13 protein-coding genes and 1 pseudogene are annotated in these 24694 nt (G+C 45.1%); 12 read left to right on the top strand and 2 right to left on the bottom strand.

From position 1 onward, the window contains the following. Positions 1 to 167: 167 nt before the first annotated feature. Positions 168 to 2522 (top strand): GumC family protein, encoded by a 2355-nt coding sequence (locus RID09_RS31605; protein ID WP_446339899.1) that lies wholly within the window; start codon positions 168 to 170, stop codon positions 2520 to 2522. A 133-nt stretch (positions 2523 to 2655) separates the two neighbouring features. On the opposite strand, the gene RID09_RS31600 is transcribed toward RID09_RS31605, so the two are convergent. Continuing rightward, complete coding sequence (locus RID09_RS31600) at positions 2656 to 3660, bottom strand: NAD-dependent epimerase (RefSeq protein ID WP_446339897.1); 1005 nt, start codon at positions 3658 to 3660, stop codon at positions 2656 to 2658. A gap of 69 nt (positions 3661 to 3729) precedes the next feature. Here RID09_RS31600 and RID09_RS31595 point away from each other — a divergent pair, with 69 nt between their 5' ends. From RID09_RS31595 to RID09_RS31560, 8 genes are all read left to right on the top strand, one after another. Beyond that, positions 3730 to 5454: a DUF6798 domain-containing protein gene (locus RID09_RS31595; RefSeq protein WP_446339895.1), complete on the top strand. Its 1725-nt coding sequence runs from the start codon at positions 3730 to 3732 to the stop codon at positions 5452 to 5454. Continuing rightward, entirely contained in the window at positions 5429 to 7180 is a 1752-nt protein-coding gene (locus tag RID09_RS31590) for a hypothetical protein (protein WP_446339893.1), read from the top strand. Before RID09_RS31595 ends, RID09_RS31590 begins: the two co-directional genes overlap by 26 nt. A 156-nt stretch (positions 7181 to 7336) precedes the next feature. Continuing rightward, positions 7337 to 9046 (top strand): hypothetical protein, encoded by a 1710-nt coding sequence (locus RID09_RS31585; RefSeq protein ID WP_446339891.1) that lies wholly within the window; start codon positions 7337 to 7339, stop codon positions 9044 to 9046. A gap of 136 nt (positions 9047 to 9182) precedes the next feature. Further along, positions 9183 to 10763, top strand: a complete 1581-nt coding sequence (locus tag RID09_RS31580; RefSeq protein WP_446339889.1) for a glycosyltransferase family 39 protein — start codon at positions 9183 to 9185, stop codon at positions 10761 to 10763. Between the two features lie 114 nt (positions 10764 to 10877). Beyond that, positions 10878 to 12575: a hypothetical protein gene (locus tag RID09_RS31575; protein WP_446339887.1), complete on the top strand. Its 1698-nt coding sequence runs from the start codon at positions 10878 to 10880 to the stop codon at positions 12573 to 12575. A gap of 122 nt (positions 12576 to 12697) precedes the next feature. Next, a complete protein-coding gene (locus tag RID09_RS31570; protein ID WP_446339885.1) occupies positions 12698 to 14317 on the top strand; it encodes an ArnT family glycosyltransferase in 1620 nt (539 codons plus the stop codon). A gap of 711 nt (positions 14318 to 15028) precedes the next feature. After that, a complete protein-coding gene (locus RID09_RS31565; RefSeq protein WP_446339883.1) occupies positions 15029 to 18754 on the top strand; it encodes a PAS domain S-box protein in 3726 nt (1241 codons plus the stop codon). 160 nt (positions 18755 to 18914) lie between these two features. Then, positions 18915 to 20291, top strand: coding sequence for a hybrid sensor histidine kinase/response regulator (locus tag RID09_RS31560; RefSeq protein ID WP_446339881.1), 1377 nt, complete (start codon positions 18915 to 18917; stop codon positions 20289 to 20291). Between the two features lie 142 nt (positions 20292 to 20433). Here RID09_RS31560 and RID09_RS31555 read toward each other — a convergent pair whose 3' ends face one another. Next, positions 20434 to 21204: a hypothetical protein gene (locus tag RID09_RS31555; RefSeq protein ID WP_446339968.1), complete on the bottom strand. Its 771-nt coding sequence runs from the start codon at positions 21202 to 21204 to the stop codon at positions 20434 to 20436. Positions 21205 to 21452: 248 nt separating this feature from the next. Here RID09_RS31555 and RID09_RS31550 point away from each other — a divergent pair, with 248 nt between their 5' ends. The 3 genes and pseudogenes from RID09_RS31550 to RID09_RS31540 form a co-directional block, all read left to right on the top strand. Next, positions 21453 to 22715, top strand: a complete 1263-nt coding sequence (locus RID09_RS31550) for a DUF3747 domain-containing protein (protein WP_446339879.1) — start codon at positions 21453 to 21455, stop codon at positions 22713 to 22715. A gap of 37 nt (positions 22716 to 22752) precedes the next feature. Continuing rightward, positions 22753 to 23418, top strand: coding sequence for a class I SAM-dependent methyltransferase (locus RID09_RS31545; RefSeq protein WP_446339877.1), 666 nt, complete (start codon positions 22753 to 22755; stop codon positions 23416 to 23418). 113 nt (positions 23419 to 23531) lie between these two features. After that, a pseudogene (locus tag RID09_RS31540) lies at positions 23532 to 24476 on the top strand (NAD(P)/FAD-dependent oxidoreductase); the annotation flags it as partial. Positions 24477 to 24694: the final 218 nt, after the last annotated feature.

The raw sequence follows: 24694 nt of genomic DNA, 5'->3' as shown, positions 1-24694 counted from the left end.
GATAGGGAATCAAGAGTTGATTTTAAGGGCTGATTCCCTACTCCCATCAAATTTGTAAATTTCAGCGGGATTGGTGACGATTTTGAGCCAAGCTGATACACAATTAAACAAGGTAAAATGATTTTTTGACAAACGCGCTCAATCCACGCAGAAGGAGTAGGGGGAAGATGGAGATCGGTCAGATTCAGGAACCATTATCACCCAATGGCAATGGGAAACACCCAAAGTATTCACCACCGCTAGTCTACCGGACTCCACCTCCGGAACCCGATCCTGATGAATGGACATTGCGCCAGTTGGTCAGCGTGATTCGGCGTCGTGCTTTAGTAATTGCTGGAGTCGCGATCGCGGTAACCTCGGGGATCAGTTTTTGGACGTTGAATCAGACCCCTAAGTATGAGAGCAAGTTTCAACTGCTGGTTGAACCGGTTACTGAGGAAGGAGACTTAGACAAACTCACGGAAGTGGTGGGTGGCGGTGAGGGACGGAATTCGGCACTGGATTACGATACCCAGATTCAGGTGTTACGCTCTCCTCAGCTAATGGACGCTATTGTCCAGGAGATCCAAAAGCACTACCCAGAGGTGAGCTATGATTCCTTAATGAGTCAGCTCATCGTTAGCCGACTGGGGGAAACCAAAATCCTAGAAGGGCGTTATCGAGATACTGAGCCGGAAAGAGTGCGGCGGGTTTTACACGAAGTCGCCAGAGGATATCTGCGCTACTCTTTACAAGAGCGACAACTGAACCTGAAACAGGGAATTCTGTTTGTCGATGACCAGTTACCCATGCTGCGCGATCGCGTGAATAAGCTGCAAGGACAACTGCAAGCCTTTCGCCAACAACACAACCTCCTTGACCCGGAAATCCAAGCCCAAGAGTTATCCCAACGGGTGAGTGGGATTGAACAGCAGCAGTTGCAAACTCAGGTTGAGTATCAAGAAACGCGCTCCCTTTATAATACCCTTCTACAGCAGTTGGGATTATCACCCCAACAAGCCGTTGCCACAGTCACCCTCAGTGAAGCCCCTCGCTACCAACAGTTACTCAACCAACTCGCGGAACTTGAAGCCGAGATTGCTCTAGAATCGGCACGGTTTACGCCCCAAAGTCCCACGATGCAAGCCTTACGCCAGAAACGGGATAATCTCTTACCCTTACTCAACCAAGAATCCCAAAACGTGTTGGGCGTCAGCCTAAGCGAGGCTGGGGTGTCCGGTGCTTCTCCCAATTCGATTCGCACACAATTGACCCAGCAACTGGTGCAAACCACCAACCAAATGCAAGTCCTGCAAGTGAAACAAAGTGCGATCGCGCGAGCCGCTCAACTGCTCAACCTCCAGGTTAAACAAATCCCCGTCATCGCCCGCCGCTACACAGATTTACAGCGAGAACTCCAAGTCGCCACCGATAGCTTAAATCGCTTTCTGGCGGTGCGGGAAAATCTGGAAATTGAAGCCGCCCAGAAAGCCTTACCTTGGCAAATTATCGTCAAGCCGCAAATTCCAGAAGTCCCCGTGTGGCCCAATACCCAGCGTAATATCACATTGGGTGCGATCGCGGGGTTATTGTTGGGCATGGGCGTTGCTTTGCTGATCGAACGTTTGGATAATGTCTTCCATTCTCCCGATGAACTTAAAGACTTAACCAAACTTCCCCTACTGGGCATTATCCCCTACCAAAAACAACTCAAACAGATGATGTCTACGGCAAACCTAACCCAGACGACATCAGCGCCCCCTTCCCCCAACCCGCGAAAATCTCGCCGCCCATCCCGAAACTACAATGCTTCTCCTTTTTTAGAATCGTTCCGTTCGCTCCAGACTAATATTCGCTTTCTGGGTAGCGATACGCCCGTTCACTCCATCATTGTGAGTTCAGCCACACCCTCAGAAGGAAAATCTACCGTTTCCGTCCATCTCGCCCAAGCCGCCGCCGCCATGGGTCAACGAGTTTTGCTAGTGGATGCAGACTTGCGACGCCCTCAGGTTCATCACTATTTGAACCTAGATAATAAAGTCGGCTTAAGTAATGTCATCGCCACGGGACTAACCGCGAAACAGGCAATCCAACGCATCCCGATGTGGGATCGGTTGTATGTCCTCACCGCCGGTCAAGTCCCGCCTGATCCGAGTCGTCTTCTGTGTTCTAAGAAGATGCAACATTTAATGGAGCAATTTCATGCGGTTTTTGACCTGGTGATTTACGATACACCACCTGTGTTAGGACTGGCAGATGGTCGTATCTTGGCGGCTCACGCTGATGGTGTAATTATGGTGGTTGGTTTGGGTAAGAGCGATCGCTCGGCATTAATGCAAGCCTTAGATACTATGAGAATTTCTAACGCGACCGTGTTCGGAGTGGTTGCCAATGGCGTTAAAGGGTATACCACCCGGTCTTACTATTACTATCACAATCACTATGGCACCGAATCCGATATCCTCAAAGCCAAACAGCTTTTGCTCAAACGGATGGAGGAAAATATCCAGCCGGATGACGAAATCCAGAAGGATGATAAATGAAAAAGGTTTGACCCTTCGCTTCGCTAGTTGGGAATGGTGTCTTTGTAGGGGCGGGTTTTACGACTATCTTTTCTGTTGCAAAAAGATGTGACTAAACCCGCCCCGATTCAATCTAAATTATTGACAAAATAGACTAAATGTTGTAATAAGACCGATACCATTGAACAAATTGTTCCACACCCACTTCAATGGGCGTATTTGGTCTAAATCCCACATCTTGGATTAAATCATCCACATCCGCATAAGTAATCGGCACATCTCCGGGTTGCATGGGTAGCATATTTTTCACAGCGGTTTTGCCCAAATATTGTTCTAGGGTTTCAATGAGTTGTAGCAGTTCAATCGGTTGATTATTGCCAATGTTGTAGAGTTTATAAGGGGCAGAACTTTTTGATCCTGGTGAAGCATTTCCTGAAGCTTTCGGCTGCGGAATCTTACCCATGACTCGCACCACACCCTCGACGACATCCTCAACGTAAGTAAAATCCCGTTGCATCCGACCATAATTAAACACATTAATCGGCTGCTCGGCGAGGATAGCTTTGGTAAATAAAAATAGTGCCATATCGGGACGATACCACGACCCGTAGACAGTAAAGAAGCGCAAGCCGGTTGTGGGTATGTTATACAGATGACTATAGGCATGAGCCATTAATTCATTCGCTTTCTTGGTGGCGGCATAGAGGCTAACGGGAGAATCGACATTATCCTGTACCGAAAACGGCACTTTCGTATTCGCGCCGTACACCGAACTGGATGAGGCAAACACCAGATGCTTAATGTCGGAATGGCGACACCCTTCCAGGATATTGGTAAAACCCACTAAGTTACTATCCACATAAACGTAGGGATTTTTCAGGGAATAGCGAACACCCGCCTGCGCCGCCAGATGGACGACAAACTCAAAAGATTCTTGGGCAAATAACTGGGCAATCCCCTCTCTATCGGCTAAGTCTAGTTTATAAAAGCGAAACCCAGGTTTATTCTCTAGTTGTGCCAGTCGGGCTTGTTTGAGGGAGACATCATAGTAAGCATTCAGGTTATCCAGTCCAATTACGGTATCACCTTGGGCAAGTAACCGTTGACTGAGGTGATATCCGATAAAGCCGGCTGCACCTGTAACTAAAACGTTGACCACACTTTAATTCCTCTTGTAAACTTCAGAATTGGTTAATTTCTCGCGTCCGCCTCGACAAATCAACGGGTTATGTGGCAAAGCTATTCACGAGACGCTGACACTACTATACTCAGCAACGATTATGCTTTAATTCTGGGAAGTATCACGCCAGTGACCAACAAGATGATATCAAGCCATTCCATACAAACCAATCCGGTTAATCAAGAACGAACCCACTGGAAGCAAGTCCTCGTTCAAATTCTGGTCGTAACTGCATTCCTCAGTTTGGGGTTCCTGCTGGATGGCAATATGGGCGGCGGTAATGAAGTCAATATTTTACCCTTTGCCAGACAGTATGCTGACCCGACTTGGATTCCGGGAGACTGGTATCTCAATCAGCCTCCGGGCTATCGCATCCCCTTCCTGGCGTTGTTTGGCTCAATGGCGGCGGCTTGGGGGTTTTTAGCCACGTCTTTAATCGGGCGGCTGCTGTGTTACACCCTGATGGCTTCAGGGTTAGTGTTTCTGGGTCGAAAGCTGGGGTTGAGTTTGCCGTTACTGCTGCTGGCGGTTGGTTTGTTTCTATATGTGGATGACCATCAAGGGATAGTTGCCCGTGAATGGTTGGTGGGAGGAGTTGAGCCGAAAGCTGTAGCTTATGGTCTATTGCTGTTCGTCATTGGGCTGATGTTAACGGGTCACTATCGCCTAATGGCACTTCTTTTGGGGCTAGCTACATTCTTCCACATTTTTGTCGGGGGTTGGGCGTCTCTGGTGATAGGAGGATGGTTGCTCCTCAGACGCCACCACCATTTTAGAAGTATTCGGTATCTGGGTTCTATTGTGGGGATTTATCTGATAGCCAGTGCGCTATCGATTTACACGGTTGTGGAACATTTATTGACGCCTAGTCCCACAGGTGCTGTAGAACCGTCCTATGTTTATGTATTCATCCGCACTCCTCACCATCTGAATCCCCTGTATTGGTCACAACAGTGGTGGATTAAACTGGCTGTATACTTGTTGGTGTTGGCGCTGAGTGTGGGAGTACTGCGGCGCAAGCAACAGTCTTCAGAAAATGCGGTGCGGATGGGGCTGGCGGAGTTTACCCTACTGACTTTAATACCTTTTGGCTTAGGACTTGCGATCGCGCCATTTGATGATCAGGGTAAGTTCTTACAATATTACCCCTTTCGGCTGGGGGATGTTATGCTGCCCCTGAATACTTGTCTGCTTTTTGCTTGCGCCCTTGAGCAAAGCTTTACGGGTATTGCACGGCGCATTTTGTTATTCCTTTGCATCGTGCTATTGAGTGGGGCTTGTAGTATTCAAGCTGTACAATTTCACCAAGCTTTAGTTGCACTCTCTGAGTTTCCCAGTGAACAACAGGGGATAGATTCGGAAGGGAAAGCGCTATGTAATTGGATTCGCACGAACACCCCTGATGATGCTGTGATTGTTACACCACCCGCAGAACTTACTCCCTTTACTTGGTTAGCACAACGCCCCACCGTCGCCAAATTTAAGTTTATCCCCCCGACTAAGGTGGGAGTGCTCGACTGGTATGAACGTCTGTCGGACTTGAGTGGTACATTCAACCCTTGGCCCCAACCGGGTGAACGAGTTACATTCAGTAAGATGAAGCAGGCGCTGAGCACAGGTTATAACAGCTTAACCACTGACCAAGCCCGGGCGGTGATGAGTAAGTATGGAGCCGATTATTTGGTGACGAGTAGCACTCAACCTCTGGATTTCGCGATCGCGTATCGAAATTCGCGCTATATTCTCTATGCTAAGTCTTCAGACGGGGAATAGGGTACTGACTGGCAAAGTCTCTCGCACTCAGCAGGTGTTTTGGTTGAGTTTGAGCTTGACTTTTGCGGCTATTTATGCATATCCGGCATTACAAGAGGCTTTGAGTCATGACTATATTGTCCAGGATGATGCGCGGCAACATGTTTTTTGGATGCGTCGGTTTCTCGACTCACAGTTGTTTCCTGGGGATTTGATTGCCGATTATTTTCAATCGGTTGCACCGATAGGATATGCTACATTCTATCGGCTCTTTGCCGCAGTAGGAATTGATCCGATGGCTTTAAGTAAGATTTTACCCCTGGGGCTGGGATTAGTGGCAACTGCCTACTGTTTTGGCATTACTCTACAAATTTTGCCTGTACCCGTTGCTGGGTTTATCGCGTCGTTGCTATTGAATCAAAATCTCTGGATGAGAGATGATTTAGTATCGGCTACACCTGCAGCCTTTGTCTATCCTCTGTTTCTCGCCTTTGGGTATTATTTATGGCGACGGTTATTACTGCCAACTCTTGTCGCGATCGCGCTTTTGGGGTTATTTTATCCTCAGTGTGTCTTTATTGTCGCTGGATTGTTGATTGTTCAGCTAGGGCGGTGGGAACAAGGGCGGTTTCGCTTATCTGTAGTGCGCTCAGATTATTGGTTCTGTGGGTGGGGATTAGGAGTTGCATTTTTAGTTCTCTTACCCTATGCTTTAAATCCTTCAGAATTTGGTTCTGTGATTACGTTAACACAAGCGAGGAGGTTACCCGCTTTTTCGGCTAAAGGATGGTCAAGTTTTTTTAATACTGACCCTTGGAATTATTGGATTTGTGGTAAGCGCAGTGGTATGCTGCCAACGGAATGGTGTCGGTTGATGGCAAAGTATTCGATTCTTTTAGTACCGCCACAGGTTTGGGTGAGTTTTTCTTTGCCGTTTCTGTTGAAATATCCCTCTCGGTTTCCTTTGGTTAAACGGGTTAGTAGGGGTATTTGGCTGTTACCTCAGATGCTGCTGGTATCGATGGGTATGTTTGCCGCTGCTCATTTGTTTCTATTTAAGCTACATCTTCCTAATCGCTATACAGAACACAGTTTGCGGATTTTGGTGGCGTTGGCGGCGGCTGTGGCGCTGACTATTTTATTGGATACAGTTTTTCAGGTGGCTCAAACTAAAGGGAAACCGCTTTTGGCTATTGGGTTTACGGGGGTTTTGGCTGCTATCCTACTTTTTTATCCCAGTATTTTGCAAGCTAATGATTATCCATTTCCGATTAGTCGTTACACGGTAGGTGATGTGCCAGAACTTTACAAGTTTCTGCAACAACAACCGAAAGATACGGTGATTGCTTCGTTGACGGAGGAAGCGAATAGTCTACCGACGTTTGCCCAGCGTTCGATTTTAGTGGGGGGGGAAGGATATGCGTTGCCTTATCATTTGGATTATTACAATGAAATTTATCAGCGGACGGTTGATTTGATTGAGGCTCAGTATAGTTTAGATGAGGGATTGGTGCAAGATTTTATTCGGCGGTATGGGGTGGATTTATGGTTGGTGGAACGGGGGGCGTTTACGCCGGAGTATGTGATGGGTAATCGTTGGATTCAAGAGTATGAGTCGGCGGCGATAGGGGCAAGGTTGAGTCTGGAAGGGGGAGGGGTTCAGGTTTTGGTGGAGAGGATGGAACGATGTAAAGTGTTTGATGGGGAAGGGTTGGTTGTTTTGTCTGCGGATTGTTTGGGGGATTAGTTGTTGGTATTTTGTTGGGTTAGGTTTGTTGTCTCATGCTTTTTTTTTAACGCAGAGTAACGCAGAGGGAAGCGCAGAGGAACGCAGAGGTTTTTGCGGTATGTTAATGGGGGGATTGGCGGTTTTGGGGAGGGAAATTTTTTCTCGGAAAATGCTATGACAAATGAGGAAGGAGGAAGGAGGAAGGACAGATTATTCCGTTCTCAAAGTATTTTTTGGTTGAGTCTCAGTCTGACGTTTTCTGTGGTTTATAGTCTTTTGGCACTTCAGCAGGCGTTTAGTAGTGACTATTTGGTGGATAGTGATGCCAGACAGCATGTATTTTGGATGCAACGGTTTTTAGAGCCAGGGTTATTTGCTGATGATTTAATTGCTGATTATCATCAGTCGGTTGCTCCAGTTGGGTATGGGACGCTTTACCATAGTATGGCACGTTTGGGGATGAATCCCTTGGTATTTAATAAGCTGGTGCCGACTATTTTGGGGGTGATTACCACGGGTTACTGTTTTGGTATTGGTTTGGAATTGTTACCTGTGCCAATTGCTGGATTTACGGCGTCTCTATTGTTGAATCAAAATCTTTGGACAACCTATACTCTGGTTTCGGGTACGCCGAGAGCGTTTGTTTATCCGATAGTTTTGGCGTTTTTGTTCTATTTACTGCGGCGCTCACTGTTTCCTTGTTTGGGTGCGATCGCGCTTTTGGGGGTATTCTATCCTCAGTATGTGTTGATCTGTGCGGGAATCCTGATTTTGCAGATGGGAGACTGGGAAGGGGGGCGGTGGTGTCTTTCGGGTAATCGGCGGGATTATTGGTTGGGTGGGTTGGGATTGGCGGTGGCGGTTCTGGTTCTGCTACCATACAGTTTACAGTCTAGTGAATTTGGACCTGCGATCGCGGCGTCTACGGCGAGAGGGTTACCGGAATTTATGCCAGAGGGGAGAACCCCTTTTTTTGATGCGAATCCTTGGGAGTTTTGGCTGTTTGGTAAGCGTAGCAGTCTTTTGGGCGGATTGTCTCTACCGCCGTTATTGTATCTGGGGTTGCTACTGCCGGTGCTGTGGCGCTATCCTTCTCGCTTTCGGTTGGTGAAGCAGGTGAGGAGGGGTGTGGTTATTTTACCTGAGATGGTGATAACGGCGGGTGTGACGTTTGTTCTCGCCCACCTTTTCTTGTTTAGGCTGCATCTGCCTATTCGTTATACTACCCATAGCCTGCGAATCGTTATGGCATTGGCGAGTGCGATCGCGTTTGTGGTAGTAGTAGATGCATTGGTTTATTGGGCAAGGGTTACGTCTCACCGCTTTAGAAGGTACTTCGCCTGGGTAGTTACGGCACTTTTGGGGATGATACTTATTTTATATCCCTGTTTTGTGAGTTTCCCGTTGACTCGATATAAACAGGGTCAATATCCCAGTTTATATGAATTTTTGGCTCAACAACCCAAGCCTAGTCTGATTGCTTCGGTTGATGAAGAAGCGAATAATTTGCCGACGTTTTCCCAGCAGCCTGTTTTAGTTAGTGAGATGTATGCGATTCCTTATCATGTCGGTTACTATAATCAGATTCGTCAACGGGCGATTGATTTAATTCAGGCTCAGTATAGTCCGGACTTATCCCAGGTACAAGAGTTTATTCAACGGTATGGCGTCACCTTTTTTTTAGTGCATCGTGCCGCGTTTACACCGGACTATATTGTGGGTAGTAATTGGTTGATGCAGTATCCCCCAGCCCAAGCCGCGATTGCCCAGTTGCAGGCAGGAATAAGTCCCGCCTTGTCTAAAGTTACAGAACAGTGTAGTGTATTCGAGACCGATGCTTTGATGGTTTTAGAAGCGCAATGTATTATGGGGGTTGCTGAGTAAAGGAAGCCCGGTTGTCGGGGCGGGTTTTACAGATAACTTATGGCAAAAACGTTGTCGGGGCGGGTTTAGTTAGTAAAACCCGCCCCTACCTTAAACCCGCCCTTCTAGGGCAGCGGCAGGAAGTTAGGGTGAGAACATGAAAGGTATTCGTCATCAGGTCATAATAGCTTGTGTAGCAATAACAATTATCTTGGGTTTATTTTTTCGCTTCGCCAACCTCGGAAAAAAGGTCTATTGGACGGATGAAATTTATACATCGGTTCGCGTCTCCGGACATAGGATTCAAGAGTATAGTCAGGATAACTTCAACGGCGGGATGATTCAAGTTAAAGAATTACAGGATTATCTACAACCTCGCCCCCAAAACAGCTTAAGTGATACGATGAAGGCGTTGGTCAATAAGTCTGAGCATCCACCGTTATATTATTTAATGGCTCATTTCTGGGTGCGCTGGTTTGGCAATACTCCCTCTGTCACTCGCAGTTTATCCGCCTTAATTAGTCTATTGGTATTTCCGGCAATGTATTGGCTATGTCGGGAGTTATTTGAATTTCCGATAACGGGATGGGTTGCTGTTGCCCTGATTGCTGTTTCTCCGATTCATGTCCTCTACGCCCAAGAAGCACGGCAATATAGTTTATGGACGGTAACGATTTTACTATCCTGTGCCGCTTTATTGCGAGCAATGGGAATTAAAACGTCAAGAAATTGGGTGATTTATGCCGTAACGGTATCACTGGCACTCTATTCTCATTTACTCTCATTTCTGGTGTTAATCGCTCAAGCCCTCTACGTCGCCGCTATTAATAGCTGGCGGTTAACTCAACAAGTCAAGGCATATCTGTTGGCGTTAACTGGGGGAATTGTGGCATTCTTACCCTGGTTCGTCTTAATTCGCGAAGTTCGAGCCACAGGTTGGACATCAAAAGATATCCCGCTATGGGTTCTTTTCAAACGCTGGATGTTTAATCTCGCCGCCGTATTTTTTGATCCGCAAATTAGCTACGATAAGCAACTATTCGATATTCGCTATGGTGTGGATAACGGACTATTTGGGTTAAACTATCCATTAACTTATCTCGTTATCCCGATTTTACTCCTGGTAGCTTACGCCATCTATTTTCTGATTCGCACCACACCGAAACGGGTTTGGTTATTTGTCCTAATTTTAATCAGTGTCACCGCACTCCCTTTATCCTTACCTGATTTACTGGGGCGGGGACAACGTTCGACGATTGCGCGTTACCTCATCCCTAGTTTTTTGGGTATTCAATTGGCAGTTGCTTACTTACTCACCGTCAAAATAACTTCCAGTTTGGCTAAACCTGGACAAAAAAAACTATGGCAAATAGGAACCGTTATCCTAATTTCCCTAGGCGTTTTATCCGGTGCGGTAAGTTCTCAGTCAGAAACCTGGTGGAACAAATACACCAATTATTATGACCCACAAGTCGCTCGGATTATCAATCAATCTGCCTCCCCTTTAGTCATCAGTAGCAGTGCCGTTAGAACCACCTCTCTTAGTTATTGGCTTAATCCAGAAACCCAGTTAATAGTACTCGAAGCCCCCCCACTTCCTGATAATCTGAATCAATTTAGTGATGTATTTTTATTTCAACCTACCAATGAGCTACGGGAGCAACTCGAACAGCAATCCCCCTATCAAATAAAACCAATCTATGACTTAGGATGGCTTTGGCAAATCCTCTCCCCCTAACTAAGCTTCATCAAAGAACAAAACCCCCTTCCCTCTGCGAACCTCTGCGCTTTCCCTCTGCGAACCTCTGCGTTAAAAAAATGCGCCATAGCACGTCTCTACATTACTCCCCCTATGCCAAACAATCACCAACAAAAAACTCTACTATCCCTAATCACCCACAAATCCCAATCGGCGACAATTTTCTGGTTATCCCTAAGCCTCATAATTGCCACCAGTTATAGCCTTTTAGCCCTAAAACAAGCCTTCAATTCCCCTTATATTGTCCAGGATGATGCCAGACAGCATGTCTTTTGGATGCAGCGATATTTAGACCCCCAATTATTCCCCAATGATACCATTGCCGATTATTTCCAATCCGTCGTTCCCGTCGGCTACAAAACCCTCTACCAACTCATAGCAAACCTGGGAATCGCACCCCTAACCCTAAGTAAACTCCTCCCCCTAATCCTCACCCTAATCACCACAGTTTACGCCTTTGCGCTCACCCTACAACTCCTACCCATCCCCATCGCCGGATTTATAAGTTCTTTGCTAGTCAATCAAACCCTGTGGATGCGGGATGATTTAGTCTCCGCCACACCCAGGGCATTTGTCTACCCATTACTCCTGGGATTCTGGTATTATCTAATCAGGCGATCGCTAATTCCCAGTTTAGGTGCGATCGCGCTACAAGGATGGTTCTATCCCCAAATTGTCCTCATCTCCAGTGGAGTCTTGATTCTCCAGTTGGGAAAATGGCAAGGGAAAAAGTTGCGACTGTCGCGGGAAAAGAAGGATTATTATTTCTGCGCGGCGGGTTTAGTCGTGGCGTTTTTTGTCCTGTTACCCTACGCCATCACCCCATCCGACTTTGAGCCAATTATTACAGCCACCCAAGCGAGGGGAATGCGGGAATTCTGGGCGGGGGGGCGAGCCAGCTTTTTTACTGATAATTTCTGGGATTTCTGGTTGAATGGCGATCGCAGTGGTCTTCTCCCTCGACGCCAATCCCTTCCTATCTTACTATATGGTGCATTCTTATTACCGTTTTTGGGGAATATTCCCAAACGCTTCCCCCTCACCACACAGGTAAACTCAGGAATCATCCTCCTCCCCCAAATTATCATCGTCTCCCTGACTCTATTTTTTACCGCCCATCTGCTACTCTTCCAACTCCATTTACCGAGTCGTTACACCGAACACACATTGCGACTCCTATTCCCCATAGCCACAGGAATCGCCTTAACCATTTTCTGTCATGGATTATTCCAGAAAACAAAAATTCTTGCCCTCGGTTTCGCCACAATCCTCGCCGGGATACTCATATTCTATCCTCTTCTCGTCACCGACTTCCCCAAAACCGCCTACGAAATTGGAACCGCACCTGAACTTTACCAATTTTTTACCCATCAACCCAAAGATAGCCGCATCGCCTCCCTATCCCCAGAAGCCGATAACCTCCCCACCTTTTCTCACCGTTCCATTTTAGTCAGTTGGGAATATGCCATCCCCTATCATTTAGGGTATTACATCCCCTTGCGCCAACGTGCCCTTGATTTAATTCGCGCTCAATACAGCCCCGACTTAAACGAGATCAAAGCATTCATACAAAACCATAATATAGACTTTTGGCTCATCGACCAATCCGCCTTCACCCCCGACTACATCACCCACAACAAATGGATACAACAATTTCAACCTGTCGCCACAGAAGCCAGCCTGAGAATAGAACAAGGAACCTCCTTAGCCCTCCCCCCCTTAATCCGCCAATGTACCATCTTTCACACCCAAAGATTTATTGTATTAGAAGCCAAATGTCTAGTCCAATAGTTCATAGTTGCGAGGCGAGCGCCATAAACCCTGACATTGTGAACTAACTAAGTTGTTGGTTGGGTTGACGCTTCTATTATAATGACCCAAATGGAAATCACGGGAGGGAGGATAATCAGTTCATGAAGATTGCTGTACCATCAAAGACGTTTATCAATGGAGCCTTTTGCGGCTTAGTTCTTTTTAGTCTATTGATTAATGTTTGGGGAATTAACTGGGGGTTGCCCAGTTTCAACGGCTGGGCGGCGGATGAACTCACGCCGATACGAGTACTAGAAGCCGTTGAAGAAGGATTTGCCAACGGATGGCATTATAAGTATCCACCGTTTCATTTTTACGTACTTACCCTTGTTTATTCCCCTGTATTGCTCTTGCACAAACTGGGTGTCGTAAATGTCTATAGTTTACCCACCTATACCCTTTTATTTTATATCGGTAGAGTCCTGAGTCTGATTATGGCAGCCGGGATTTTAGGGATTATATATCGGATTGGACAAGAAATATATGATAAAAAATCGGCATTCTTCGCGGCAGTAATCGCTAGCTTAAATTTGCCCTTTATTTATTATGCCAAAACAATTAACCTGGATATTCCCTATTTATTTTGGTTTATGCTATCCCTATTCTTTTATGTCCGACTCTTAAAAGAGCAAAAAACTAGGGATTATGTATTATTTGCAGCGACAGCCGCGATCGCGGTTGCGACTAAAGACCAAGCTTATGCCTTCTATTTCTTGACTCCTGGCTTTATTCTATGGCAGCACTATCGGTATTTGCAGCAACGTGATCCATCCATTACCCTAAAAAAAGCCCTCAAAGACCGAAAAATTGTTCTTTCCTTAGGAGTAGGAATTGCCCTATTCCTCGGTATCCATAATATTATATTTAACTTAAATGGCTTCTTTGCTCATGTCAATGATATTACATCAGGGGGAGCCACAATCAGTCCTCGGTTTGAGCGCAGCCTGAGCGGACACCTGACTATGTTTTGGCAAAGCTTGAGGCATATCAGAGTGTCTTTTGGCTGGCTCTTATACGGAGTCTGTATGCTGGGTTTGCTCAAGGCTTTTTGGCAACGAAAACATTATTATCTCTTCTGTTTACTGATTCCGATTGTCTCGTATTATTTATTTTTTGTGAGTATTGTCATGTACAATGCTCTACGTTATCTGTTTCCCGTTTGTCTGATTTTGGCGTTTTTTGGCGGTAAACTCATCGGGGATTTCCTCAACTCATCTGCCCAGCTATTTCGAGTTAAAGTATTATCCATTATTGCTGTATTTATTTATACCTTTTTTTATACCACATCTGTCAATGTATTGATCACCCATGATTCGCGATACCAGGTTGAACAATGGATGGCAAAAACCTTGACATCCAGTAATTTTATTTTAGGAGCCGGTGACGCTAAATATTTACCTCGACTAGAAAAGTTTAGCTCAGAAAGTCTCAAGCGCCCGACTCTGGAAACTCTCAAGCAGAAAAATCCAGATTATATTATTGGCACGAGTGCCTACGATAGTCGTCGCTTTGAACCTGGTACACCTGAGTATGAATTTTTCTCTAAACTAGAGACAGAAAAACTCGGCTACGATTTAGTTTTTCAGTATAAAGCTGACCCCCAATGGGATTTACTCAATCATGAAGAATTAGGTTATCGACATATCAATCGTATGTACGTTTACTCCAACTTTGATAAAATCAATCCTGAAATCAAGATTTACCGAAAAAGTCGTCAGTAAGTCAGCCCGATTTATTTTTTTTTTAGAAAGGGATTTAATTAACGACAAATCGATACTCTAGGCGACAGGATGCAATTGAGGGGCTTTGGTAACTTTTTTGCGTTGGCTACTGCCAACAGTATAAGATCTGACAACAGAAAGCTCTAAAAGCTTGGATGTATTGAACCGTGAGTAGGGTTCAACCGATTCAGGCATGGCTTGGTAACAATGGGGACAGAACCAGTAAACTTGGTGAGAGCGAATGTGCCTAAGTAAGGTATGTGAACAACAAATACAGCTATGATTTAACATCTTTTTCCTTCCTATTTCCAGTAGAGCTAAATTCCAGTAAGATACTGTTCCCGGTTTGGGTTGACGAGTAGGTCTGGTGTGATATAATTAACAACTATTCAGCTTTATCTCTAGACTAAAACTGAAATCTGAGGAAATTCTGAGGAAATTCTGAGGAATGATATCTGTATTAAAACTTTACATTTTCCCGAAAAGCTAACCGGGCAAAACTATAAAGAAAACCTTAAATCTAAGGCATTCAATTTATTTCTGTGATAGGTAATCAGGCGGATAAAGGGTCACAGTATCAAACTGGGTTACCAAAATAGGGATTTGAGCGCGATCGCATTGTAGATAGTAATAAGCCCAAACCCGTGATATACCGCATCAATGGCGGAACATCGGGTTGGGGCGAAAGTCACGCGAAAGCAAGAATAAAGTATGGTTATCCATTACTCTGCTAGCAACCCCAGTCAAACCCAACCCACAAACCCGACTTCATGCCCGTTTCAGGAACAAAAGGGGAATTCTGATGCTTGTGCATTTCTGGCAATCTTCAATGACTCCCTCGATGCCATGGTTATTACCGACAGTCGGGGAAAAGTACTCAAGGCAAATCGAGCAGCTTGTGAGTTATTTAAATTATCTCACGATCAACTGCTGAATCGCCATCTCAAGGAGACTACCCCAATTAGTATTCATCACTGGCGCCCCTTTCTCGCCCAAGGGCGAATCACCCATAACTTTTGTCTGTGGCGTTCCGATGGGACTCAACGAGATGTAGAATTAGAAGGCATCGCTAATATGTTGCCCGATCATCATCTATTAATTTTTCGAGATGTAACCGAACGTCAGCAAGCGGAAAAGGCATTGCGGCAATCGCAGTATGTCATTGAACAAATTAGTCAATCCATTTCCGCCATTGTTTATATCTACGACGTCGTTGAACAGCGTAATATCTATAGTAATCGAACCATCACTGATATTTTGGGGTATTCTCCTGAAGCAGTCCAAGCCATGGGAGAAACACTATTCCCTCAACTGATACACCCGGACGATTTAGCCAAAGTATCGGCACGAATGGAACGCTTTGCGACAGCTTCAGATCGAGAAATTATCGAAACCGAGTACCGAATGCGTCGTGCAAATGGGGAATGGTGCTGGCTTTATAGCCGAGATACAGTATTTACCCAAACCCCCGATGGCAAACCCCAACAAATTTTAGGCATCGCCACCGATATCACCACGATAAAATTAGCCGAAGCCAAAATATTAAGATTGAATGCTGAATTGGAACAACGGGTGAAAGAACGAACCGAAGCCTTAGAGCAAGCCAATGAAGAACTCAAACGGGAAATTCGCGATCGCCAACAGATTGAAAAAACGCTCCGAGAGAGTGAAGAACGATTCCGTTCTATTTTTGAGAATGTATCGGTGGGAATTGTCCTGCTGGATCTCGACGGGTATATTTTGACAGCGAACGAAGCCAATTGTCGTTTTTTAGGCTACTCCCCGGATGAAATCCTAGGGATTCATTTTTCTCGGTTGACGCACCCCGAAGACTTGTGTCGGGATACCGATTTATTTAATTCACTGGTGCGCGGAAAACGCAAAAACTACACTATTGATAAACGCTATCTTCGCCAAGATGGTGCCTGTGTTTGGGGTCGCCTCACGGTATCTGTGATTAAAAACGACGATGGTTCCCCGCGATATATCGCCGTCGTTTGTGAAGATATTAATGATCGCAAACAAATGGAAGAGGTAATGCGAGAAAGCCAGCAGAAATATCAAACCCTATTTAAAATCTTTCCCATCGGTATTTCCATTACTGATGAAGTAGGTAATGTGATTGAAGCCAATTCCGCCAGTGAAGAAATTTTAGGACTATCCCGTCAAGAACACACCAGTCGTACTTATGATGCTCCCAGTTGGCAAATTATTCGACTAGATGGCACTCCCATGCCAGCATCAGAATTTGCCAGTGTTCGCGCTTTAACCGAAAACCGAGTTGTGGGAAACGTGGAAATGGGAATCGTCAAAGCCAAGGATAAAATTACTTGGATTAATGTCACAGCCGCGCCCATTCCACTGAAGGATTACGGCGTCGCCATAGCCTACATTGACATTAGCGATCGCAAGCGCATGGAAAAGGCATTACGGGAAAGCCAACAAAAATATAAAACCCTGTTCCAAATCTTACCCATTGGCATTTCGATCACCGATAAACAGGGAAATCTTATTGAAGCGAATGCGGCGAGTGAGAAAATTTTGTCACTATCCGTTTCTGACCAAATCAACGCCAAATATGTTTCGCCCAACTTAAAAGTTATCCGACCTGATGGTACCGTGATGCCACGAGCAGAATTTGCCAATGTTAGAGCGTTAACCGAAAACAAAGTTATCAAAAACCATGAATCGGGAATCGTTAAGCCAGATGGAAAAATCACTTGGATCAGTTCCACAGCTTCACCCATTCCGTTACGCGATTCTGGTGTCGTTATTGCCTATTTAGATATTACAGAACGCAAGCAAGCCGAAGAAGCCCTCCAGAAAGCGACAGAATTAGCCGTTCGAGAAGCAGCACGCAGCGAAATTGCTAACCGGGCAAAAAGCGAATTCTTGACCAATATGAGTCATGAACTCCGCACACCTCTGAATGGGATTTTAGGATATGCTCAACTTCTCAGGCAAGACACAACCTTAAGTAACCAACAGCACCATAATTTGACCATCATTCACCAATGTGGTGAACACCTGCTCACTTTAATCAATGATATTCTCGACTTAGCTAAAATTGAAGCCCAAAAGATGGAACTCTATCCCACAGAGTTTCACTTACCGAACTTTCTCAATAGTCTTGCTGATTTATTTCAGTTACGTGCCCAACAAAAAGATATTATCTTTACTTATCAAGTTCTTTCGCCACTCCCTAACGGGATTATGGCGGATAACAAACGACTGCGACAGGTTCTGTGTAATTTACTCAGTAATGCGATTAAGTTTACGGATCGGGGTGAGGTAACATTTACAGTGAGTGTTGTTAACCGCTTTGATGTAAAATCGGCTTCTACAAATCAGATTTACCCTTTGCCAAGCGAAGCGTTAACACTCAGTCAGGGCGGGTTTAGTCACATCCGGGCGAGTCACAAAACGATAGACGTGAAACCCGCCCCTACAAACCATGATCTTGATCCAATAGAAGGGTCAACCATCAACTATCAACCATCAGCAAAAATCCGCTTTCAAATCAAAGATACGGGTGTGGGTATTGAGCCAAATCAATTAGCCCAAATCTTTTTACCCTTCCATCAAGTCAGCGCTCATAGCCATGCGACTGAAGGAACGGGACTAGGATTGGCTATTAGCCAGAAATTAATTCAACTGATGGGGAGTGAAATTAAAGTGAAGAGTACTCCCGGTCAAGGAAGTGTATTCTGGTTTGATATTAATTTACCCTTAGTCTCAGGATGGCAGGAACCCAATCCATCTAGCAAACGCCGGATTACAGGCTTCAAAGGGGACAAACGCAAATTAATGATTGTGGATGATAATAAAGTCAATCGTACCCTCTTGCGGGCGATGCTAAAGCCCTACGGGTTTGAAATCTTAGAGGCGGTTGATGGTTCAGACTGTTTGCACAAGGTTGTCGAGTTTTATCCTGATCTGATTTTAATCGACTTAGTGATGCCAAGGATGGATGGATTGGAAACCACCCGGCGAATGCTAAAGTTACCCCAACTTCAGGATCGGGATATCGTCGCGATCGCGCTTTCTGCGAGTGTCTACCCCCAAATTCAGCAGGAGAGCCTCGCCGCCGGCTGTCGGGGTTTCCTCCCCAAGCCTGTGGAAACCCAGCAGCTTCTCGACGCGATCGCACTACATTTAGGGCTCGAATGGATTTATTCCCAAGCGCAATCCCCCTCCCTCACTGAGTCAGCTAACTTCACCCAGATGCCGATTAGTTGCCTACCCCCTTCAGAAATAACGGCGTTAGCTGATTTGGTTAAAATGGGAGATATCCAAGGCATTATCGAACGCGCTGAATCTCTTGCCCAACATAATTCGCAATTTGAACCATTGACAACCCAACTTTGTCAGTTAGCGAGGGAGTTTAAATTAAAACAACTTCGCCAACTGATTCAAGACTATCTCGTTGATTGTTGATTTGTTATTGGCGAAGTGATTATACTCCTTCTCCTCCAATCCAGTTACATTGTTCAACCAATCACGGATTACCCCTAGATTCATCCGTTGCCTTCTGATGCCTTATCCATTGCCATATTTATTAACCTATTGGTTCCCTGATTCATAATCATCATTTATTATGACCGTTCCAGTTCCGGATCAAAGTAAACTACTTATTGTCGATGATAACCCAACCAATTTAGGGTTCCTCTTCGAGTATTTAACCAAATCTGGCTTCAAAGTATTAGTGGCGTTGGATGGGGAAAGTGCGATTGAACAAGTGAAATATGCCCAGCCCGATCTGATTTTGTTGGACGTCATGATGCCAGGAGTCGATGGATTTATAACCTGCAAACGCCTCAAAGCCGATCCATCGACCCAAGATATTCCCCTAATTTTTATGACTGCACTTTCCGATACGGTTGATAAAGTCCAAGGCTTTAAAATTGGTGCGGTTGATTATATTACGAAACCCCTACAACCTGAAGAAGTGTTGTGTCGAGTCCAAACCCACCTCACGTTGAGAAATCTGCAAAAGCAACTAATTACCCAAAATAAAACATTATTCCAGTTAAAAGAGAAAGAACAGCAAAGAGCATTAGAACTTGAACAGACATTAATAAAACTACAAAACACCCAACTCCAACTCATTCAATCCGAAAAGATGTCAAGCTTGGGTCGGATGGTTGCTGGGATTGCTCATGAAATCAATAATCCTTTAAATTTTATCTACAGCAATGTTTCGATTACCAAAGACTATATTAAAGACCTCTTCCACTTAATTCATTCTTATCAACGTAACTACAGTAAGCCGAATGCCGAAATCCTTGCAGAAACTGAAGCCATTGACCTGGATTTTTTGGAGTCAGACTTACCCAAAATCCTCAATTCAATGCAGGTGGGAGCTGAACGCATTTGTCAGATTATTCTTTTATTGCGAAGCTTTTCCCATTTGGATGAATCTGATTTCAAGTTAACGGATATTCATCAAGGAATCAATAATACACTATTTTTGTTGCAGCACAATTTTAAGCCTCAGTCAGGACGACCCGCCATTCGAGTGATTAAGGACTATAGCAATTTGCCTAAAGTTTGGTGTTATGGCGGTCAGCTCAACCAAGTATTTACGAATATTCTCACTAATGCCATTGAAGCGATTGATCAGGAGACGGAGAGATGGAACATAGCCAATGATAGTTTGGCAATCAATCCTCCAAAGCCAGTGATTCGGATTTGTACGCAAGTGAAAGACAACACCAGTGTGCTTGTTAGAATTGCTGATAATGGTTCGGGGATGGATGATGATGTAAAACGCCGACTCTTTGATCCCTTTTTTACAACAAAGCCAGTGGGTTCTGGAACAGGTTTAGGTTTAGCCATTAGCTATCAGATTATTGTGGAAAGGCATAAGGGTCAATTACAGGTGAATAGTAAACTGGGGAAAGGAACAGAATTTTTTATAGAGATTCCCCTAAGTTTAACAGAGGATTATAAACGAGAAATGCTGGATAATTAAAGCTTTGGTATGGTAGCATTGCCTGTATTTTATTCCCTATTCTCTGTTCCTCAATCTCTAGTTGACAAGTATACCGATAATTTATCAATAAAACCCGCCCTCTTGTCGTTTACAGTTGAGCCAAATGACAAATGACAACAAATTAGGCTGTCTTGAAAAACCGGATAATTTCCCGAACGTGATCCAGGAATTGACTGTCTGTGGTTAATTGAGCGATCGCTTGTTGGGCTTCCCGCGCTAAACGCTTGTGTTCAGCCTCATTCTGGGCTTCGAGTTGATCTAAAGAAGCACCCAGACGGGCGACATCTTTGCGCGTTTGTTCCCAATTACGGTTCTGCTTCGCCACCCAAGAATGATCATTTTCGGGATCGAGTTGGGGTTGTATCTGGTCAATATTCTGTTCTAAAATCATCACGCGATCGCGCAATTGATAAACATCCTCACGAGGATACTTAAATTCTTGGCGAATCATCGCTAAACGGGTGGCTAAATATTCGTAGAGTCGGATCGCTGGACGTAAAACGGTTAACAACAATGCCGCACCAGAACTAATATAACCCACCGCACTAATTCCCGTAGCCGCTAGGGTGTAAAGTCCTAGAGTAGATAGAATATGTAAAGCAATGGCAACAGTGAGCGATCGCGTTGCCACAACTTTGGCATAATTAACTTGTTTGGCGTCTATCTCAATCCCTTTTTCCGCCGATTGCTCCGCATCTACCAAAACAGACTTGGCTTCAAAGTAGACATTCCAGGGAACTGTCACAACCACCAACAGCCACCAAAAGCTAGCAACTCCAATCACCCAATCCAGAAAATGACCCGCACTGATATGCAACCATTGCAGTATGCCAAATAGGAGTAGGGTAATGATTCCCAAGGCGGCACTCCATCCGATAAAGTTAAAGAACATACCTATAACCTGCAAATGTGAAACCTTTTCCCCGATCATGCTTAGGGATTCCAGGGACAGGGGTTGAGCTTGTGATAGTTTCTGTTGTTTCACAACCGTTGAACTCTCTTGTTCATTGTTAAGAGATATTAAGGATACGCCAAATTTTGGGGAATCTGGGAAACTTTTATACAGCAGAGTCATCACAGACGTTGTGCATTAAAAACTGGTTGAAGGACTACACACCTAAAAGGATTGAAGCGGAACAGATGAGAAAGCGTGCATTTTTCACACAAGTAGCCACCCTAGCCACGATCGCCCTATCTAGCCTAATCGCTAATAAATCAGTCGCGGCGACATTTGAGCAAATTCCGGTTGAGCAAAATAAATTTATTGCTATTGCTGCACCCTTTGGCGAGAGTTCCCATCAACTGCTGATTATTGAACAAAAAAGTAATGCGCGGGATTGTTGGAGTGAAAGTGGGAGTAATCCCGTTATCGTCGATCCACTATTATTGAACTTTGACTTTACTGGAATTTGCGGACGTAGCACGGATAGTAATGGGTATTCGATCCGCGTGGCGGGTCAAGATTTGGGATTAGATTATCTGTTAAGAATCGTCAGACGCGATGGCGAATTGTTACTGGTGGGGACGAATAGCCGCGATCGCAATGCACCAGATATTGTGGTGGGTAGAACCCAAGGGTTAGCCAATGGGTTTGTCAAGATACTCTTAGAACCCGGTTGGGAATTTGCCCGACGTTCCTATCAAGGTAAAGCTTTGGGTCATATTTATCTGGCAAATAGTCAATCCTTAAGTAGTATTGGTACAGGATCGGGTTCGGGTACAGGTTCCAACCCAGGTTCGGGTTCGGGTACAGGTTCTAATCCAGGTTCCGGTTCCGGTACAGGTTCCGGTTCTGGCGGCGGTACAATGGTGACATTTCCAGATATTGCCAATGATATTTATGCCAATGAAATTCAGCAAGCCGTGGCAATGGGATTTATCGCTGGATTTAGAGAGGATAACACGTTCAGACCGCAAGCGGTTTTAACCCGTGAACAATTGGTTTCGATTATTTTTGAAGCCATGAATCAACTCCCCAACGCCAATCTACAACTTCCGACTCAAGTCTTATCTCGTCCTTATCCCGATGTTGATCCATCCCGGTGGAGTGCAGCAAAGATTCAATGGGCGCGGGATAATAATATCATCAGTGGCTATGCCGATGGGCGATTTCGACCCACACAACCCGTGACTCGTGCTGAACTGATGGCAATGGAACGGCGGGCGGCGGAGTTTGCTTTAAGCCTTCAAGGTCAGCAACCGACGCTTACGGGGAATCAGTCTGCTTTAGAGTTTAATGATACTCAAGGTCATTGGGCAGATGCGCTAATTACCCAAATGTCTGCCTATTGCCGAGTTGCGTCTCCTTTGAATGAAAGGGGGAATGCTTTTTCTCCAAATAGCCAAGCCCAACGGAATTATGCGGCGGCGGCTACAGTGCGAATGCTCAATTGTGTTAAATAATTTGTCTGATATCATTATTGCCTGTTCCCTATTGCCTATGTCTAATAAAACCCTGGGTTTAGATACCCAACTCTACAAATATTTGTTATCGGTTTCATGGCGAGAACCCGATATCCTGCAAAAATTACGGCAAGAAACTGCCACCCATCCGGATAGCACAATGCAAATAGCCCCGGAACAAGGGCAGTTTATGGCGTTGTTGGTTCAGCTTATGGGTGCCAAGAAAACCTTAGAAATTGGCGTATTTACAGGCTATAGTGCTTTAGCCGTAGCATTAGCGCTACCAGAGGATGGCAAAATTGTCGCCTGTGATGTGAGTGAAGACTATACAGCTATTGCCCGCCGATACTGGGACGCAGCCGGAGTATCTGATAAAATAGATTTGCGATTAGCGCCTGCTTTAGAGACATTAGACGACTTATTGGCAGCAGGGCAAGCTGGAAGTTTTGATTTTGCTTTTATTGATGCCGATAAAGTAAATTATCTGGCATACTATGAGCGATCGCGGCAATTAATTCGTCCGGGTGGTTTAATTGCCATTGATAATGTCTTGTGGGGGGGGCGAGTGGCTGATTCTCAGGTTCAAGATAAAAATACAGCCGCGATTCGGGCATTTAACCAAGCCATCAGTCAAGATGAAGGGGTTATCTTGAGTTTAGTCCCCATTGCTGATGGACTGACTTTGGCATTGAAGCGGCGTTAGATCCGCCAAGACTGTTAGGACAGATCATTTATGTAGAGACGTTGCATGCAACGTCTCTACTCAAGACAAATGATGACCTATAATTATGCCGACTGCTTTAGGAACGATAACTGATGGTTAATGCAGCAAGTGATAATAAATCCTCGGAACATCTGGTGATTATCGGCGGTGGGTTTGGCGGACTTTATGCCGCCCAGTCGCTGGGGAGGGCGTCGGTTCGGGTAACGTTAATTGATAAACGTAATTTTCATTTATTTCAGCCTCTATTGTACCAAGTGGCTACAGGTGGTTTATCTCCTGGAGATATTTCTTCTCCTCTACGCGCCGTACTTAAGCGTCAGAAAAATACTCAGGTATTGATGGGAGAGGTGATTGATATCAATCCCCAGGATTGCTTGATTAAACTTAAAGATGGTAACACGATTAAGTATGATACCTTAATTGTGGCGACAGGTGTAAGTCATCACTATTTCGGCAATGATCAATGGGCAGAGAAAGCGCCCGGATTGAAAACCATTGAAGATGCTTTAGAAATGCGGCGGCGCATCTTACTGGCATTTGAAAGGGCAGAAAAAGAAACCAATCCCGCTCAACGTCGGGCGTGGTTAACCTTTGTGATTGTCGGCGGTGGACCGACAGGGGTAGAATTGGCAGGGGCATTAGCCGAACTGGCTCATACGACGTTACACCAGGATTTCCGCCACATTGACACAAAAGAAACTAAGATTATTTTATTAGAAGGGATGGATCGAGTCTTGCCTCCCTATCCGCCTCAGTTGTCCGCCGAAGCACAAGGGGAACTTGAGCATTTAGGCGTTCAGGTACAGACGAAGACACTGGTTACGAATATAGACGAGGATCAGGTAACAATTCGGACTGGCGATCGCACAGAACAGATTACCGCAAAAACCATCCTCTGGGCAGCCGGGATGAAAGCCTCGCCGATAGGAGAGGTGCTGGCTAAGGCTACAGAAGCAACGTGCGATCGCGCCGGACGAGTAATTGTCAATCCTGATCTCACTGTACCAGGATATGGCAATATTTTTGTCATTGGTGACCGAGAACTAGGGATACAAGCCTCGTCCTTTTAGGACGACTTTTTATTTTCTCTTAGTCTTGTATTGTAATAAATAAGGTGTTAATCTATAAAATTAGTCTAGCACAGGCGAAAGTCGTGAGTATCGCCAATCGATTTATCGATGATTATCACGTAAAGTGATGCTAGTGCATGAGGCGCGAGAAACCTCTTAAAAACGCATGGACTTAAACGAGTGCC

This window comes from Coleofasciculus sp. G1-WW12-02 (assembly GCF_040219735.1).
Classification (GTDB): Bacteria; Cyanobacteriota; Cyanobacteriia; order Cyanobacteriales; family Coleofasciculaceae; genus Coleofasciculus.
Note: the sequence above shows the minus strand (reverse complement) of the source record. Positions and strands in the feature narration are given on the sequence as shown.

Excerpts from the sequence above, each read along its gene's own strand:
- RID09_RS31605 (WP_446339899.1), top strand. The coding sequence starts at position 168 with ATGGAGATCGGTCAGATTCAGGAACCATTATCACCCAATGGCAATGGG.
- RID09_RS31595 (WP_446339895.1), top strand. The coding sequence starts at position 3,730 with ATGTGGCAAAGCTATTCACGAGACGCTGACACTACTATACTCAGCAAC.
- RID09_RS31590 (WP_446339893.1), top strand. The coding sequence starts at position 5,429 with ATGCTAAGTCTTCAGACGGGGAATAGGGTACTGACTGGCAAAGTCTCT.
- RID09_RS31585 (WP_446339891.1), top strand. The coding sequence starts at position 7,337 with ATGACAAATGAGGAAGGAGGAAGGAGGAAGGACAGATTATTCCGTTCT.
- RID09_RS31580 (WP_446339889.1), top strand. The coding sequence starts at position 9,183 with ATGAAAGGTATTCGTCATCAGGTCATAATAGCTTGTGTAGCAATAACA.
- RID09_RS31575 (WP_446339887.1), top strand. The coding sequence starts at position 10,878 with ATGCCAAACAATCACCAACAAAAAACTCTACTATCCCTAATCACCCAC.
- RID09_RS31570 (WP_446339885.1), top strand. The coding sequence starts at position 12,698 with ATGAAGATTGCTGTACCATCAAAGACGTTTATCAATGGAGCCTTTTGC.
- RID09_RS31565 (WP_446339883.1), top strand. The coding sequence starts at position 15,029 with ATGGTTATCCATTACTCTGCTAGCAACCCCAGTCAAACCCAACCCACA.
- RID09_RS31560 (WP_446339881.1), top strand. The coding sequence starts at position 18,915 with ATGACCGTTCCAGTTCCGGATCAAAGTAAACTACTTATTGTCGATGAT.
- RID09_RS31555 (WP_446339968.1), bottom strand. The coding sequence starts at position 21,204 with ATGTTCTTTAACTTTATCGGATGGAGTGCCGCCTTGGGAATCATTACC.
- RID09_RS31550 (WP_446339879.1), top strand. The coding sequence starts at position 21,453 with ATGAGAAAGCGTGCATTTTTCACACAAGTAGCCACCCTAGCCACGATC.
- RID09_RS31545 (WP_446339877.1), top strand. The coding sequence starts at position 22,753 with ATGTCTAATAAAACCCTGGGTTTAGATACCCAACTCTACAAATATTTG.